14 protein-coding genes are annotated in these 17237 nt (G+C 27.0%); 1 reads left to right on the top strand and 13 read right to left on the bottom strand.

Annotated elements, in window-relative coordinates; genetic code table 11:
- Nucleotides 1–58: 58 nt before the first annotated feature.
- The 11 genes from MSCUN_RS07275 to cbiM form a co-directional block, all read right to left on the bottom strand.
- Nucleotides 59–4549 (bottom strand): glycosyltransferase, encoded by a 4491-nt coding sequence (locus MSCUN_RS07275; RefSeq protein WP_095608228.1) that lies wholly within the window; start codon nt 4547–4549, stop codon nt 59–61.
- Between the two features lie 103 nt (nt 4550–4652).
- Nucleotides 4653–5444, bottom strand: coding sequence for a coiled-coil domain-containing protein (locus tag MSCUN_RS07270; RefSeq protein ID WP_095608227.1), 792 nt, complete (start codon nt 5442–5444; stop codon nt 4653–4655).
- A 679-nt stretch (nt 5445–6123) separates the two neighbouring features.
- Nucleotides 6124–6630 carry a nitroreductase family protein gene (locus MSCUN_RS07265; RefSeq protein ID WP_095608226.1) on the bottom strand — a complete coding sequence of 169 codons (507 nt, stop codon included), beginning with the start codon at nt 6628–6630 and terminating at the stop codon, nt 6124–6126.
- A 30-nt stretch (nt 6631–6660) separates the two neighbouring features.
- Entirely contained in the window at nt 6661–7263 is a 603-nt protein-coding gene (locus MSCUN_RS07260) for a ZPR1 zinc finger domain-containing protein (protein ID WP_170104110.1), read from the bottom strand.
- A gap of 447 nt (nt 7264–7710) precedes the next feature.
- Nucleotides 7711–8385: an Hsp20/alpha crystallin family protein gene (locus MSCUN_RS07255; RefSeq protein WP_095608224.1), complete on the bottom strand. Its 675-nt coding sequence runs from the start codon at nt 8383–8385 to the stop codon at nt 7711–7713.
- Between the two features lie 174 nt (nt 8386–8559).
- Nucleotides 8560–9606: an NOG1 family protein gene (locus tag MSCUN_RS07250; protein WP_095608223.1), complete on the bottom strand. Its 1047-nt coding sequence runs from the start codon at nt 9604–9606 to the stop codon at nt 8560–8562.
- A 125-nt stretch (nt 9607–9731) separates the two neighbouring features.
- Nucleotides 9732–11111 (bottom strand): TldD/PmbA family protein, encoded by a 1380-nt coding sequence (locus MSCUN_RS07245; RefSeq protein ID WP_180738331.1) that lies wholly within the window; start codon nt 11109–11111, stop codon nt 9732–9734.
- Between the two features lie 526 nt (nt 11112–11637).
- Complete coding sequence (locus MSCUN_RS07240) at nt 11638–12498, bottom strand: ATP-binding cassette domain-containing protein (protein WP_095608222.1); 861 nt, start codon at nt 12496–12498, stop codon at nt 11638–11640.
- A gap of 131 nt (nt 12499–12629) precedes the next feature.
- The gene (gene cbiQ, locus MSCUN_RS07235; RefSeq protein WP_095608221.1) at nt 12630–13442 is read right to left on the bottom strand and encodes a cobalt ECF transporter T component CbiQ; all 813 of its coding nucleotides are present in this window, start codon (nt 13440–13442) and stop codon (nt 12630–12632) included.
- A 120-nt stretch (nt 13443–13562) separates the two neighbouring features.
- A complete protein-coding gene (locus MSCUN_RS07230) occupies nt 13563–13868 on the bottom strand; it encodes an energy-coupling factor ABC transporter substrate-binding protein (RefSeq protein WP_109583034.1) in 306 nt (101 codons plus the stop codon).
- A 1-nt stretch (nt 13869) separates the two neighbouring features.
- Complete coding sequence (gene cbiM, locus MSCUN_RS07225; RefSeq protein WP_095608219.1) at nt 13870–14565, bottom strand: cobalt ECF transporter S component CbiM; 696 nt, start codon at nt 14563–14565, stop codon at nt 13870–13872.
- Between the two features lie 346 nt (nt 14566–14911).
- Between cbiM and pyrF the strand changes: the two genes are divergently transcribed.
- Nucleotides 14912–15556: an orotidine-5'-phosphate decarboxylase gene (gene pyrF / locus MSCUN_RS07220; protein ID WP_095608218.1), complete on the top strand. Its 645-nt coding sequence runs from the start codon at nt 14912–14914 to the stop codon at nt 15554–15556.
- Here pyrF and MSCUN_RS07215 read toward each other — a convergent pair.
- Entirely contained in the window at nt 15553–16152 is a 600-nt protein-coding gene (locus MSCUN_RS07215; RefSeq protein ID WP_095608217.1) for a hypothetical protein, read from the bottom strand. The two genes, pyrF and MSCUN_RS07215, sit on opposite strands and share 4 nt — an antisense overlap.
- Before the next feature lie 61 nt (nt 16153–16213).
- Complete coding sequence (locus tag MSCUN_RS07210; protein ID WP_095608216.1) at nt 16214–17134, bottom strand: deoxyhypusine synthase; 921 nt, start codon at nt 17132–17134, stop codon at nt 16214–16216.
- Between the last annotated feature and the right edge of the window lie 103 nt (nt 17135–17237).

Raw genomic sequence — 17237 nt, 5'->3', positions numbered from 1 at the left:
TATATTCACTGAGTATTTCATTATAGATATCTTTTAGTTGACCATTATTATTAATGTTTCACTTTTCTAGTAATTTGAAGTTTTCCATAAATTTTAAGTTTGACTTATCTTCTATAAGATCAGGATGTAATTCATCATAAGTATATAAGATTAGATTGTCATCATCAGATATGAGAATATAAAAGTTATAATCATCTAAAATCATACTCATTAGTTGTGATGACATAAGTGTTATTTCATTGTTAATCATTGGTTCTATAAGTAATATATTTTTTTTACCATCATCATTATAAGCTTGAATATAATTATCTGCAATTTGAAGATTTGGATCTGGTGTAGCTTTTTGTATTTGTTTTTTAGTAATTGGCTTATTTTGATATACTTGTTTATTATCTGGTATTAAATTTTGTCTGTTTTTATCATCTTTTATATCTTTAATAGTTTGTATCTCTTGTTTTTCATCGATTATATTAAATAATTTATCTTTAAGTTCTGGATATGTGTTTTTATATGATTCATTTAGTGTTTTTGATTTTGTGATAATTTTTGAGCAATTTTTAAGCATTTGTGATACATTATTTTGCCATGTATCTGTATTTTCTGTTATATTTATTGTATCATTATCTATGTTGTATGTCTGATTAATATAGTAGTAGTCATTAAGTGATAATATTACATCAATTCCCATTATATGAGCAACTTTTGGTAAATCAAAGGTATGATTATTCATATCTTGTATGTGTATTTTATCAATGTTTAATTGTTTTAATAGGTTAAAGTATATTAGTTCAAATTCAGAGTCATATAGATCTTCATCAGATGTTGTATCTATATTCCATTGCATGATTTGTGTAAGATTTCTATCAATACTTATATTATCATCATCATTTGTATTTGGATTAAATTTATATATTTTTAATGTTTCTTTTGATGCTGTTAAAAGATATATATTATATTCAGATGATACATGTTGAGTGAAGTTTAATATTTCATTAATTAAATCATCCTCATCATCTGTTACATACATGAGTCTTTCTTTAGTATTTTTAATTATATGTTCATCATTTAATGCATCTGCTATATTACTTCGTACTTGTTCATAGTCAGAATCATTGATAAATTGTGTTATCAGTTTTTTATATTCTGGATGTTTTATTGTAAGGTATTTTCTATTTTCTTCAACTAGTTTTTGTTTTTCACTACCAAATGATGCACTTTCATTATGATAAATATAAGTTGTTGTATCAATTACGTTTTTCCATCCTTTATCTATTAAACGCATTGAAAAATCATTTTCCTCTCCATATCCACGTTTAAATCCCACATCAAAAAGACCAACTTCATCAATAACAGGACGTTTAATATACATACAAAAATCATTTGCTGTAGGTGTATTAATTGTTTTACTATTAAGTTTTTCAATAATATTTGCTGTTTTATTAAGTCCAATATTATCATCTATAAGATTTACCTTATTTAGTATTGGTACAGAGAATGCTCCACTATTATTTGATAATGGTGTTACTGTTCCAATAGAAGGATCTGTATATGCTGTTGTTTTTATTTTAGAAAGCCATCCTGATGTTACTATAGTGTCACTATTAAGTAGTAATATATCATTTTCTGAATATTTAAATGCTTTATTTACATTTTTTACAAATCCTTGATTTTTTGAATTTGTTATAAGATGAATATTATCATATTTACTGCTAAATTCTTCTAGCATTGGATTTATACGTTTATCACTACTTGCATCATCAATTAGCAGTAGTTCATATGGTATTTTTGTATGTTTTATTACAGATTTGATACATTTTAATGTATCTTCATATGCATTATATATTGGAATAGCAATTGTTGTAGATTTTTGAAGATTTTCTAGTATCTCATCTTTAGTTGTTTTAGGATATTTAATTTGATGAATCCGATCAACATGATCTGAATGATCTGCTCTGAAGAAATATTGGTTTCTAAAATAGTAAATATCACTCATATCATATTGGAAGTTGTTTTTCCAGCATACATAGTTAAAGCTTAGCTGGTCACGTCTGCTATGATTTTTTACTTCATTAAACCAGTCATTCATTAATTTTATAACATCAGGGTCATGATGATCACGGAATAATATTCCACTTGCAATTAAACCATTGTGTTTTGGAAAGTTTTCTTGTTCATATTTTTCAATTTGTGTGTTTATAGTTTCAGCTAGATCATGATCTGCATTAATACATGCTATTGCTTCATCATAAATACAATCACGTACATCATGTGTTATTACAAGTAATTTATGATTTTTTGAATATTTTTGTACATATTTTCGTATATCTGCTATTATGTCAAAGCATCCATCAACCCATATACTATAATCATATTCACTAAGATATTTATGAGGTAGTATTTTGTATTTTCGTGCTTTTCGTATACTATCAAGTTCATCATCATTATCTTCTATTAGACGTACATCCCAGAAGTCTGATTTTATATCAGAATTATCTGTAAAGCATACATAGTCAAACTCATCATCTATAACAGATGGTGTTTGAAGTGTATCATAGTTTCCTGTTATTGCTGTGTAGATTACTACTTTTTTATCTTTAAAGCTGAAACGATTTTTTTGATCATCTATTATATCATCAAGTGTTTGTAGTGGGTTTAGTTTTTCATGAATTGTATCAATTATGTTGTTATAATAGTAGTTTCCTTCATATACTACTGGTATTTCAAGTAGTGTTGCAAATTTAACAAATTCTGCCATTTTAACATAAAGACAACTAATATAATGATTAACTTGTCTTATGTAGAATAAATCATATCTGAGTGATGTTATAAAGTTAAAGTAGAATGTTTTTATTTCATCATCTGTTTTATCTACTAGTTTTTTTGAGTATATCTTTTTAAATTCAAATATTCCATCATATATGAAAAGTGATATTTCATCTTCTTCTAGTGTAAGTATATGTGTATCATATTTTTGTGCTATTTCATAGAATTCTGGTGTTACTTCAGGATTACCTTCTTTATCTTGTTGTGTTACATATAATATACGTTCTGATATGTCAGATGATTGTATTGCTTCAGCTTTTTTTAGAATCTTATTAAGTTTTGGATCTTTTACAAATTCATCCCATAGTTTAAATACATCTGGATGACGTTCCATATTTATTTTCTTATTTTCTTCTTTTAATTGGTTTGTTTCTTCTTTAAATGATGCATGACTTCTATGATATATGAATGTATCAAGTATGCGAAGATTTTTCCATCCTTCTTCACGTGCTTTTGATGTGAAATCTGTTTCTTCTCCATATCCACGTTTAAATATTGGATCAAACAGTCCTAACTTATTTAATGCTCCTCTTTTAATAAAAAGACAATATCCATTACCTGTTGGACTTTCAAAGTAACTATCATAGTCAGTTTTTGATAATTGATATGCTTTTTTATTTAATGCTAGTTGATCTTTATTTATTCCTAAATTTTTTGCACTTATATCTGATGAATTAGATAATGGTGTTACTGTTGCAACTGTAGGATCACTATATGCTGCAGTTACAAGTTTTGTAAGCCATCGTGGTGTAACTATTGTATCACTATTTAGAAGAACTACATCATTATTATCTGCAATTTTCATTCCAGTATTTACATTTTTTACAAAGCCCTGATTTTCTAAATTATGTATAACTTTAACATTTTCAATATCTTCTAGTTTATCAAGAAGTGTTTTTATACGTTTATCACTACTTGCATCATTAATAAGAATAAGTTCATAATCAAGATGAGTATTAAGAAGAACACTACAGATACATTCACAAGTTTCCTCATATGCATTATAGATTGGAATAATAATTGAAATTTTTCTTTTAAGATGTGCTAGTATATCTTTTGTTGTTGGAGTTAACAGATGATTATGTTTATTAAACTGCTTTGTATATATTTCATTAAAGCTTTTATCTAGAATATCTTTCCGATATGTAATGTAATGATATAAAGGATTTGTTATAATTTTATCATGATTCTGATTTTCAAGGTACTTATTTGTATTAAATTTACGACTAGGATTATATCCACATTTTGCTCCTATTAAAATATAATGAATAATTGGATCATATCCTTCAAGATCAAATTCACCATTGTTAGATAAGTAATAATCAATATCAAAAAGTTCTGAATGATATATTGTTTTATACATTTTATAAAGATTTAATTCATCTGGTAAATTTAGTGCTTTGAAATTTACTGTTGTATAACGATAGAGTCTTTGTTCATCACATCCAATTTTTAGAAAATGAATTAATGGATCCACATCTATTTTTTTAACATTTGGATTATGTTTCATGTACCATTTTACATCAAAGTATTTACTTGTTGGAAATTGTTCATCTTTATTATGTTTAAGATAATATTCTATTATTTCATCATCAGTAAAATTTGTATTTTTTAAGTGTGGATTTTGTTTTTTATAAAATCCTATTTCAAAGAATTTAGAATTTTTTAATAACTGTTTTGAATTTTGAGTAGTATTCATATATTCTTCTTCTTTTATTTTATTCATTAGTACAAACCTCAGAGTATCTTTTATTTTATTTTTTTTCTAGAATAACTAAATTCTCATCTTTCTTTTTAAACCGGATTATTCTATATTAATTCCCCTTTTTTCATTCTTCTTGTTGTTCTATTTCTAAATGTTTTTGAATTTCATGATTTTCATCATTTTTTATTTTCATATTATCTTCAAGATTTGATATTAATTCATCAAAATTATTTGATGATTCAACTTGACTAAATTCTACATATGAAAGTATTTTATTTGATTTTGAAGTAAGAGTTTCAATTTGATCAGTTAAGTTTTTATATGTTTGCATGTATTGATTTTTTATGTTTTCAGATTTATCCATTAGTTTTTGCATGTCATATTTATATTGTTGTAGTTGTTCATTTTCTGATAATAAAAGTTTGTTTTCTGATTTGAATAATTCCATTTCTTTTTTTATTTTCATATTTTTTTCAAGATTTGATATTAATTCATCAAAATTATTTGATGATTCAACTTGACTAAATTCTACATATGAAAGTATTTTATTTGATTTTGAAGTAAGAGTTTCAATTTGATCAGTTAAGTTTTTATATGTTTGCATGTATTGATTTTTTATGTTTTCAGATTTATCCATTAGTTTTTGCATGTCATATTTATATTGTTGTAGTTGTTCATTTTCTGATAATAAAAGTTTGTTTTCTGATTTGAATAATTCTATTTCTTTTTTTAATATGTTGATTTGATCAGTTTTTATTTTAAGTTGGTTATCTTTATCTTTGATTACTTTATCTTTATGTCTTATGTCTTTCCATATATTCGTATTTTCTAATTTAAGTTTTTTATACTGCTTTTTGTAGAATTTAAAACTATTGCTTGAATTTAATATTTTTTCATATAATTTTTTTAATACCATGCTATTTTTAAACCCCTTTTTTTTATCTATATAAAAAAAATAGTTTTTTCTTTTCTTGAGTTGTCTATAAAAAAAAGTAATTGGATTTTTTCCATTTTTTTTTATTGTATTTTTTTTTTGATTAAATTATTTATTTTTAAGTTATTATTCAATTTTTTTTAGATAAAAAATTAACATATAATTTTTTTTTAATTTATATAATAAGAAAAAAAGAAGGTCGGTTGTTAAGAGATAAAAAAAATGTATTTTATTTTATAGGATTTAATATTATTTTTTGATATTTTTTTCAATTTTATCTTCTAGATATGATTCTGATTCTATTTAGAAATGATTAGATGTTTTCAACTTGAGTTAATTATTATAGTAAGAAAGAGTATATTATTTGATTTTTTTAGTAACTTTTTCAAATTCCACTTATTAGTTTTCTTGAATTTGTACATTTGTTTATCATTAAGTTTTCACTGTAATTTATTATTTTTTTTTTCATATTTTTTTTCAAATACCATAATCCTTAACCTTTTTTCTTTATTTTTTTCGAATTTTTATTATATTATACTTTTTGTTTAATAATTATTATTTATTTTGTTAAAAACTTTAACTAATTTGAGAGAGTTTAATTTATTAAAAAGAAATAAAAAAGAAGATTAGGTGGTGAATTATTATATAGGTTCTACTAGTTTTATATGCGTTCTACTAGTTCTATGATTGGTTTTCGACCAGTTTCACGTGGTTTTGCATCTGGATATCCTAGTGGTGTTATAAGTACTGGATGATACTCTGCATCAAGATTTAATAGTTTTATTAATGGTCTTTCAAGAAATGCTGCTATGTAACATGTTCCAAGTTCTAGTTCTGTTGCTTGTAGTATCATATGATCCATTACTATTGTTGCATCAATTTCATTAATATTTTTAGCATCCCATGGTCTAGTCCATGCATGATTTGCACGGCTTACTACTGCTAGTACATATGGTGCTTCAACTAGCCATTCTTGTGGATATACAGCAAGTAGTTCTTCTCTATGTTTTTTTGTATCTATAACATATACTTTGAATGCTTGACTATTTACTCCTGTTGGTGCTAGTTGTGCTGCTTTTAGTACTAAGTCTAATTTTTCATCTTCTACTGGTTTGTCTTTATATCCTCGTACACTATATCTTTTTTCTATTGCTTCTGATACATCCATCTTTAATCACTATCCTTTTATAATTTTTTTTTATGGTATTGGTTCTTCATCTTGGTTTATTATTGTAAATCCTGTTTCTAATTTTTCAACTTCTTCAGGTGTTAATTTTTCTTTTTTAGCATCATCATCATCGATTATACTGTTTCCAAATGGATCTTCAACTATTAGTTTTGTTGTCATTTCACCTAGTTTGATTGATTCTATAATATCCATGATATTTAATGCATTTTCTTTTACAGATTGTGGATCTTCATTATCCATAAGTAGTACTCTTTGTATTGCATCTTCAAATCGGTTTAATATTCCTTCAACATTTGATACATATCCTTGTGATTTTGCTCCTGGTTCTACTTTTAGTCCTAGTTCTGGTATTTGTACAGTTGCTGTTTGTGATTTTGCAACTCTTGTATTTAATTTATCTTTGCCTATTTCAAGTGTGTATCTTACAGGATCATGATGATCTAAACATATATTGTCTGCTGATTGATATCCGCATTTTTCACATCTTACTGCTGTTTCAAGTATATTTCCAAAGTATGGTATATTATCTGTTTTGTTTGTTACAATTAGTGTTGATTCTCCTCCACATACAGGACAATCTGATTTCATTTCATTATTTAAATCTTGTGTCATTTTAATGATACTCCTTATTTGATTTCATTTTTTTTTAAACTATTTTTTTATAACGCTTTTTTTATTTTTTTTAGCTATATGTTTATATAATCTATTATTATAGTATTTATTATTTTTTAAAATATTATAATATGAAAAAGAATATTACACAATTTATACTAATGGTAATAAAATAAAATTAGTTGATAAAATAAAACTAAAGTTAGTATATGCTATTACATAAATTATCCATTACATTAATTAAAATACATATTCATTTACTAAATTAAAAAAAAGTAGTATTTCATCATGAACTTCTACATATATAATCTAAATTTTAGTTAATCTAAAAATTATTAGTATTATTATATTAATAAAAAAAAATATTAATTTAAAAAAAAAGATTTTTCATGTTAAAAAAAAAGGTAAAAAAATATAGGAATTTTGTATTTATTCCTAAGTTTCTTTTTATTCTATATCCACACTTACTTTTCTTCCACGTATTTTAGGAATTGCTACTGTAAGTACATTATCTTCAAATGTTGCTTTTACTTCATTTATTGCAACTTCTTCAGGTAGTGGTATTAAAAGTTTAGTTTCACCATAGCATCTATCACGTCTGATGATTTTTATATTTTCATATTCTTTAAGATCATCTGGGAAAGTTGCATCTACTTCTATTGCTTCTGTTGATACTTTAAGTTCTATATCTTCTTTTTTAACACGTGGTAGGTCTACTTTTACAATTAAATCTTCTGATGTTGTGAAAACATCAAATTGTGGTTTGTTTGATCTGATGTCACCCATTGTTTTGTTAAATTCATCTTGTTTTGATTTAAGTGTTGAGAAGATGTCACCTATAATTCCATCTACAGTTTTTTTAGCTTCATCACGCATTTCATTTCCATATACTTCATATTCTACTTTTACTTTGTGTGATTCTGTTTTATTATCATCTTTATCTTCATCATCACATCCACAAGTATCTGCACTTTCATCACATTTACATGAAGATTCATCATCAGTTGTTGTTGTTTTAGTTTCTACTATTTTTGGTTCAACATTAGTTGTTGTTTTGGTTTCTTCTGTTACTGGTTCATCGTTTGTTGTTTCGTCTTTTTTATCTATATTTTTATCTGTCATTATTTTTCCCCTATTTGATTTGATAATTAATATTTTAACATTTTATTATTTAAAGATTTCCAAATTTTATGAGAATATATTAAAAAATATGATTAATTATTTAATTTAATTATAAAAAAAAGTTAAAAAAAAATTAAATATGGTGGTTAAGGAAAGAATATTCATTTTTTTATCCTAGTTTTGTGCTTTTCTTGGGTGTCTTAATTTGTATTTTTCTTCATATTCTTTGTTTTCGTTTTCTTTTGCTATTTCTTCAATTAGATTTTTAACATTTTCTACTTCACTTAGGTCATTTATACTTGTTTTAAAAATTGGATCTTCTATTTTTTTAGAGTATTCTTCAATTATTGTATCATCATCAAGTAGGTCTGTTTTGTTAAATAAACAGATCATTGGTGTTTCAAATACTTTTTTAATTTCCTCATAAAGTAGGTATTGATTTTCCATTGCATATCCTGATGTTTCTGATGGATCAAATATGTAGATAATTACATTTCCTAAGTGTTCTAGTGCTGCTATAGCATTAAGTTCTATTTCATTCATATCATCAATTGAACGATCAAGAAGACCTGGAGTGTCAATTATTTGGTATTTTCTGAAGTCTTTTTCATAATTTCCTATTTGAAGTCCTTGTGTTGTGAAAGGATAGTTTGCAACTTTTGGACTTGCATCTGCAATATTTCCAAGTAGTGTTGATTTTCCTACGTTTGGGAATCCTGCAATAACTGCCCGTGTTGCGTTGAAGTTGATGTTTGGCATGTTTTTAAGTTCTCGTTTTGCAAAGTCTAGGAAGTCTAGTTCATCTTCTATTCTTTTTACAACTGATACTATTCGTCCATATGCTTCTTTTCGTATTGGTATTGCACTTAGTGAATCTGATTTTCTGATTTTACTTGTATATTGTGCTTGTATTTGTTTTAGTATTCCAAGTGCCCAGAATACTGCTCCTAGTGAGTGTTTATATTGATCTATTCCTACTACAATATCTATGTAGTCTTGATAGAATTCTGGTAATTCTTCAAGTATTGGTGTTTCTGTTATTATACGGTTAAATGTTGCATTTATTACATCACATGCTGTATCTACACGTACTTCTTCAATTCTTTTTCCTTTTACACGTGGATGTAGTTTAGAACTTCTTACTTTTGATGCTGCACGACTTGCACGGTTAAATGCTTTGTCTATCATTTCATCAGGTGTTGGTATTTGAGGTAATTTCATTTTAATCTGCTCCCTATACTTTTTAAGTTTTATAAATTGGTTTTTTAGATTAATCTTATTTGATTTCACTTTTTTTTAGTTTTGTAAATTATATATAATTATTAGAGAAGTTTTTAATGTTTTGTTTACTGTACTCCTCCTACTGTTGCTTTTGATACTTTAATATGTGGTCCTCCATCTCCTACTGGTGCTGTTTGTCCATCTTTTCCACAGAATCCAACACTTAATGCAAAGTCTGATCCTACACCTTCAACATTATTTAATATATCAAGTGTGCTTCCAGATAGTGATACATCACGTATGTGTTCACCTAATTCTCCATTATTTATTGTATATGCTTCTACTGCATTAAATTGGAATACTCCACGTCCAGTATCTACTTGACCTCCTCGTGATCCTTTAAGATATATTCCATCATGTATTCCTTCAATTAATTCATCAAATGATGAATCTCCAGGTTGTATATATGTGTTACTCATACGTACTATGGTTTGATCTCCTAATGGACATCTTGCATTTCCACTGGATTTTCGTCCTAGTTTTTCTGCTGTTTCACGTGATGAGAGAACTGATTTTAATACTCCATTTTCTACAAGTACATTTTTGCTTGTTTTTGTTCCTTCTACATCATATGCATAGTATCCAAATCCTTGTTTGCAACTTGCATCATCCACTACTGTTATTAGATCTGATCCTATTTTTTCACCTAATCTTCCTTTTAGTATTGAATCATTTTGTAGTATTATATCTGCTTCTGATGCATGACCTAATGCTTCATGTATAAATACTCCTGCAAGTTCAGGATCAAGTATTACAGGGAAGTTTCCACTTGGTGGTGTTTTTGCATCAAGTAGATTTATTGCTTTTTCTGCAATTTGACGTCCAAATACTTCAAGATCTGCATCTGCTACTACTTCAAATCCACCTACAGCACCTAAGCTTTTATGTCCTATTTGCATTACTTCTCCATTGTTTGCTACTGTGTTCATTGACATGAGTGTTCTATTGTTTTCAGATAGAATATTTGTTCCCTCAGTACTTAAAAGGAGGCTTGTTGATTGTGATTCTGAGTAGACGATGTTGGTACTTTGTATTTCATCAAGTTGTGCTGCTTGATTTGCATCTTTCATTGCATCTATTTTTTCATCAAATGTTACATCATCTATTTTGATCTTTGCATCTGATGTTACTATGTCTTCTTGTGGATCTGGTGGTGTTAGTTTCACATCACTTTTTAAGTGTGCTGCTAGTGTTGTTGCCTTTGTTGCTATATCTTCAACCTTTTCATGTTCTGTTGTATATGCTGATCCCCATGCTCCATTTTTTAGTACTCGTATTGCTACAGCATAGTTTATTCCACTATCTACATTGTCAATTTTACCATCTTTCATGATTATAGTGTTAGATTGTAAATCTTCTACTCTGATATCTGCATAGTCTACTTGTGTTTCAAGTTTGTTTATTATTTTCTGGAAATAATCTACATCTATTGGTGTGTTTATCATCTTGTTTTAAGCCTCCATTTCTAGTTATTTTTTTTCTGATAAGTATTTTATTTTTATTCAACTACTTTTATTTTTATTAAATATTTTTTTTTGGTAATAGTCTAAATGAAAAATATGCTTTTTAAGGGTGGTTATATTTTTTTTAGAAGATTAATATTTTTTTTTAGATTTAATTATTTTCTTTTATCATCTAGTATTTTTTTTTCTTGTATTAATTTTTTAAATTCTAGTTAATATATTAACTATATTCATATATAAATAAATAATTATCATTATAATTTAATTAATTGATTAATACATTATAAAATAAAATTAGATTAACTAAAAATTATAATAAACTTAACTTAAAAAAAAAGATGTAATGTTTGCTTATTATTTGATAGTTAAAAAAAAATAAGTAATTTTTTTAGGTTAAAAAAAAGGATTATATCAAATTATAATTTTTTCATGTTAGTTTTCATATTAAAAAAAAAAATAAAAGAAGAAAAAAGTTATAATTCTTCTTAAAAATATAATTTACACTACTTTATTTAGTTTTATGCTCATCTATATAATTTAGTATTGCAGTATGTGCATCTTTTACTGTTAATGGATATCCTTTGTATTCAAATTCAATATGATCATGTTGAGAGAGTTGTTCAAATAGTTGTGCTATCCATGGAAGACGTAGATTTGCACGTTCTATAACATCAAGATCTGCGAATATTTCTTCACATGTTCCTTCTTTAATAAGTTTTCCTTTTGATAGTACTTTTACATCATCAGAATATATTGGTACAAGATCTACATCGTGTGTTGATATGATAATTGTCATACCTTCTTCATTAAGATCATATAATAGTTGCATTATGTTTGATGCACCATTTGGATCTAGTCCGCTTGTTGGTTCATCAAGTACCATTATTTTTGGTTTCATTGCAAGTATTCCTGCTATTGCAACACGTTTTTTTTGTCCTCCACTAAGATGGTGTGGTGGTTTATTTACATATTCATCCATTCCTACTTTTTCTAGTGCATCCATTGATCGTCTTTTAACTTCCTCTTCTGATAGTCCCATATTCATAGGTCCAAATGATACATCTTCAAGTACTGTTGGTGCAAATAATTGATCATCAGGATTTTGAAATACAATTCCTACTTTTGATCTAGCTTTAAGTAAACTTTTTTTATCATATTTTAGTGTTTCACCCTCAATTTCCACTGTTCCTTCTGTTGGTTCAAATATTCCATTAAATTGGAAGAAAAGTGTACTTTTTCCTGCTCCATTAGGTCCCATTAATGAAATCATATCGCCTTCATAGATTTTAAGATTTATATCTGTGAGTGCTTCTGTTCCATCTGGGTATTTGTATCCTAGATTTTTTGTTTCAAGTATTATATCTTTCATTAGAAAAGCCTTCTATATTTTTTATTTTTTTCTTTTTAATATTGTATTTTTTTTATGAATTTTTTACTATTATCTTTTTTTTGTAGATGTTTTATTATATTAATATATGATTTCCCACTTTAATAGTATTTTTATGGATGTATTAGATAGGGTACTACATTTATTGAACCTGTAATATATATGAAATAACATAATCCTACTAGGAATATTATTAATGCTACCCAGTGTGTTAATGGTATATCATGAATTGATGAACCTACATGTACAAAGTTAAGTTCTCCAGTATATCCACGTGCAGCTAGTGCTTGGTATGATGTTTCTCCTTGTTCCCATGTTCTTATAAATATCATTCCAGCTAGTTCTCCAAGACATCTAAGCCAACTTTTATAGGTTGAATATCCTAGTCTTGTTTTCTGGGAATTATACATTGTATTTGTAACATCAAGAAATACAAATATATATCTATATATTAGTATTGCTAAATCTGTGAATATTTTAGGAAAATGCATATCATCAAATACTTTAAATACATTATTTGCAGGAGTTGTAAGTATTAAGAATGCTAAGGCTGAAAAACCTCCCATTACTTTGAAAAATACTAAAACACCACGATTTAAACCATCTGCTGTAACACCCCATCCAAAGATTCCAAGTGACCATATTTGTGATCCTGAACCAAAGAAGAATGCCATAAATATTACTGTTATAAATGCAAATGCAAATGGTACTGCTAGAAATGTCAGGTAGAATTTTTTAGATATTCCTGCAACATATACTGTTAAAATTGAACAAAAAATTAGTATAAATATTGGGGCTATTGGTGAGTTAGCAAATAGGTTGATGATAAGTATACTAAGTGCAAATATTGTTTTATAATAGATATTACTGTTTGTTAGTTTATTATTCATTGAATAGTAATCCAATGTGTCTTCAAATATTGACATAAATACTCACCTTCTTACTGAGTTTAATTTATTTTATTTATATTTTTTTTAAAAAAAAAAGAAAAGATTAATATTTTATTGAAGAATTAAATATTTCTTCTTTTTTTTAATCTTTTCTTTTTAATTTTTTCCTTTTTTAGCTTTATCTTGTCCTCCCCAGTATCCAAAGACATAACCTAAGATGATTGATCCGATAGCTGTTTCAAGACAGAAGATTAGACTTTCAATTTCTCCACTAGGTGGTTCCCAAATTGGTTGTGCCCAAACTTCATATCCAGGATCCATTTTTTCAATTTCTTCTCCACCTTGGTCATCTGATCCTCCAAAGTATCCATCATCTTCACCGTGTCCACTATAAAGTGCAAGAGGTAAAACGATAAGAATTGCTACAATTATTAATCCAATTATTGTTTTTGCTTGAACCATTTTAATTAACTCCTGCATTAAGTTGTGCTTTTGATACATCTTCTTGTGATATAATATGTAATTTTACAAGAATATCTGGTCTTTCTTTGAATATGTAGTCATAGATGATTGTTGTAAGTATACCTTCTGCAATAGCAAGTGGTATTTGTGTAATAGCAAATATTACAAAGAATGTTGTAAATGCTGATACGAATGTAGGTTTTGGGAATGCTAATGATAATTCAATTGCTGTCATTACATATGTTAATAAATCTGCTACAAATGCTGTGAAGAACATTGATATTGATCCTGATACATTTGCTTTTCTTAATCCTTTCCATACTAACCAACCACAAACAGGTCCTATAATACCCATTGACATTATATTTGCACCTAAGGTTGTTAGTCCACCGTGTGCAAGAAGGATAGCTTGGAATAAAAGTACGATTACTGCTAATACTGAGGTTGCTGCAGGACCAAATAATACTGCACCTAATCCGTTACCACATGGATGTGAACAACTTCCAGTTACTGATGGCATTTTTAGTGATGATAATATAAACATATATGCACCAGCTAATGCTAATAATGGTTTAGCTTGATCAGTTTCTGCTACTGCTCTTTTAATTGATATTAATCCATAGATAACTACAGGGATTGCTAGTATATACCATACAGCACACCATTCAGGAGGCAAGTAACCTTCCATAATGTGCATGATAATCCTCCAATTATATATTTTTTAATTAGTTTTTTTACTTGATTTTTATTTTAATATATTTTTTAATTGAAATCTATTAAACCAATATTTAATAATTTATTGTATTTATTATATAAACATTTCTGAAAAAAAGTAAAATTAAATTGAATAGATAATATTCAAAAATAGAATATTCTTTTATAAGTATTTAAATAATAAATAGTAAGTTATTCATAAAACTAAACGGTAATAGTTAATAAAAATTAAAAAATAGTTATATTATTAGTTAAACCTAAATTCATAAAAGAAAAATATAAAATCTAAAAAAAATATTTTTCAATAACAAAAAACAGAAATAATAAACATGAAAGTAAAAAACCAAATAATACTAGCATTAGATGTAGAAGATAAAGATGAAGCTTACAAAATACTAGATCAAACCACACCATATCTTAACACAATAAAAATAGGATATCCTATAACACTAGCACTAGGACCTCAAATAATACAACAAATAAAAGATGACTACAACGTACAAATAATAGCAGACTTTAAAGTAGCAGATATCGATGCAACCAACGAAAAAATAGTAAACACAACACTAAACTGGGGAGCAGACTCAATAATAGTACATGGTTTCACAGGAGATGACAGTGTACTAGCTGCTAAAAATATGGCTGAAAAAAATAATAAGGAAATATTCCTTCTTACAGAAATGTCACACCCTGGAGCTGATCGATTCTTAAAACCAGTAGCTGAAGAAATTGCACAAATGGGAGTAGATATGGGAATAAAAAACTACGTAGCACCAGCAACAAAGACTGATAGACTTGCAAAAATAAGAGAAATTGTTGGTGATGAAGCATTTATTATATCACCAGGTGTAGGAGTTCAAGGTGGAAAAATCCAAGATACACTAAAATATGCAGATGCAGCTATTATAGGACGAAGTATATATAACTCAGATAATCCACAACAAACACTAGAAGATCTAATAAATATGATCTAATCTAGCTTTTTTTTAAAAGTATTATTAATAGTATTATAATATGAGCCAACAAACTCATAACAAATATCAAACAAGTAGAAATAAATAAAAGTTAAAGGATTAAAACTAAAATTCATAAACATACTACCTGGAAGATACATATTAGCAATACCAATAACAGAAAATGCAAGTACTGCAAGTTTCATAGTATAACGGTATTTAAAGAATGTGTAGATAAAACCTGTATCATCACCTTCTTTTTCTTTTTTATCAGAAATATCATTTCCACGCTCATCAATATATGCTGCAATAGTACAAACAATCAGACATATCAAACTAAAATGTGGAAAACCTGATATGAAAAGTATTACAACAAATAGTATCGCTGCTATTATATGATTAATACTATCAACTTTATGAGCAAATGCAGTACCAATAAGAATACTTAAAAATATACATGCAGCATCACCATTAACAACAGATACAAGTAGTGTAACAATAACACATAAAATATCAGACAATACTGATAAAAATTTATTATGACTTACATCCATAAGCTCATCTGATAACTTCATAAATATTCCAGATAAGGAAAAACATATAATATCAAATATCATTAAATCTAAACTCCACTTATAATCATTAAAATAAAAAAATAGAGCTAATTACTACTCTTTTTTAAATTTTTATTTTATCAAGTGCTCCTGCTACGATAAGTGGAAATAGCACTGTAGCATCTCCTATTACTGTTACAAGATTTGAACCTTTCTTTGCTTTTGCCCATGATTTAGCTTCCTCAAGTGGTGCACCACTAAGACTTCCACCTTCACTTCGATCTAGTGTTATTTGAATTCCTGCATCAATTCCACCAGTTAGTATGTTTGATGCTAGTGTGTAATGTTTTGGAAGACCTCCACCAAGCATACATGCTGTTACATGTTTTGATTTAAATACACAATCTGATAAATAGGTCATATCACCTGCTGCACTAAGGATAAAATCATGATCTTGAGTATATATCCAGAGTTGTAATCCTATCATACAATCTATTATTCCTGGTGCAAATATTGGTATATTATTTTCTGCTGCCATTTTAATAAATGATTCATCATCATCAATTCTTAGTCCTATTTCATAAATAAATTCCTGGATTGATAGTTGTTTATATTCTTGGTTTATATCTGCAAATATTTTCTGTATTTCTTCTTCAAATACTTCAAAATCATCAGCATGTGTGTATATATCTGCTATTCTTCCCATTCCACTATCTTGTAGTACTTCATCATCTTCTCCTGTTGATTTATAATGATTTCCTCCAAATGCTTCAACTAAGTCATGAGTTAAGTTTGCTCCACTTGATATTATAAGATCAACTTGTTTGTTTGCCACAAGATCTCGTACAATTTTACGTAAACCCCCCGGAATCATAGGTCCTGCTAGACTTAGAAATACTTGTGTGTCCGGATCTTTTATAGAATCAGCAAGTAGATTTGTTGCATGTGCAATTCGTCCAGCTCCCAATACTCCTGATTCATCAAGTTGTTTTATGAATTCATTTATTGTCATATTTTCTGTTATTTCTAAATGTTTAACTTGCATGATTATCTTAAGTCTCCTTATTTTTTTTTGAAATATATTTATTTTTTATTAAAAAGAATTGTTTTATTTTTTTATGTAAATGGTGGTGATATTTTATTAAAAA

This window comes from Methanosphaera cuniculi (genome assembly GCF_003149675.1).
In the GTDB taxonomy this organism is placed as follows: Archaea; Methanobacteriota; Methanobacteria; order Methanobacteriales; family Methanobacteriaceae; genus Methanosphaera; species Methanosphaera cuniculi.
This window is presented reverse-complemented; position numbering and strand designations above follow the sequence as displayed.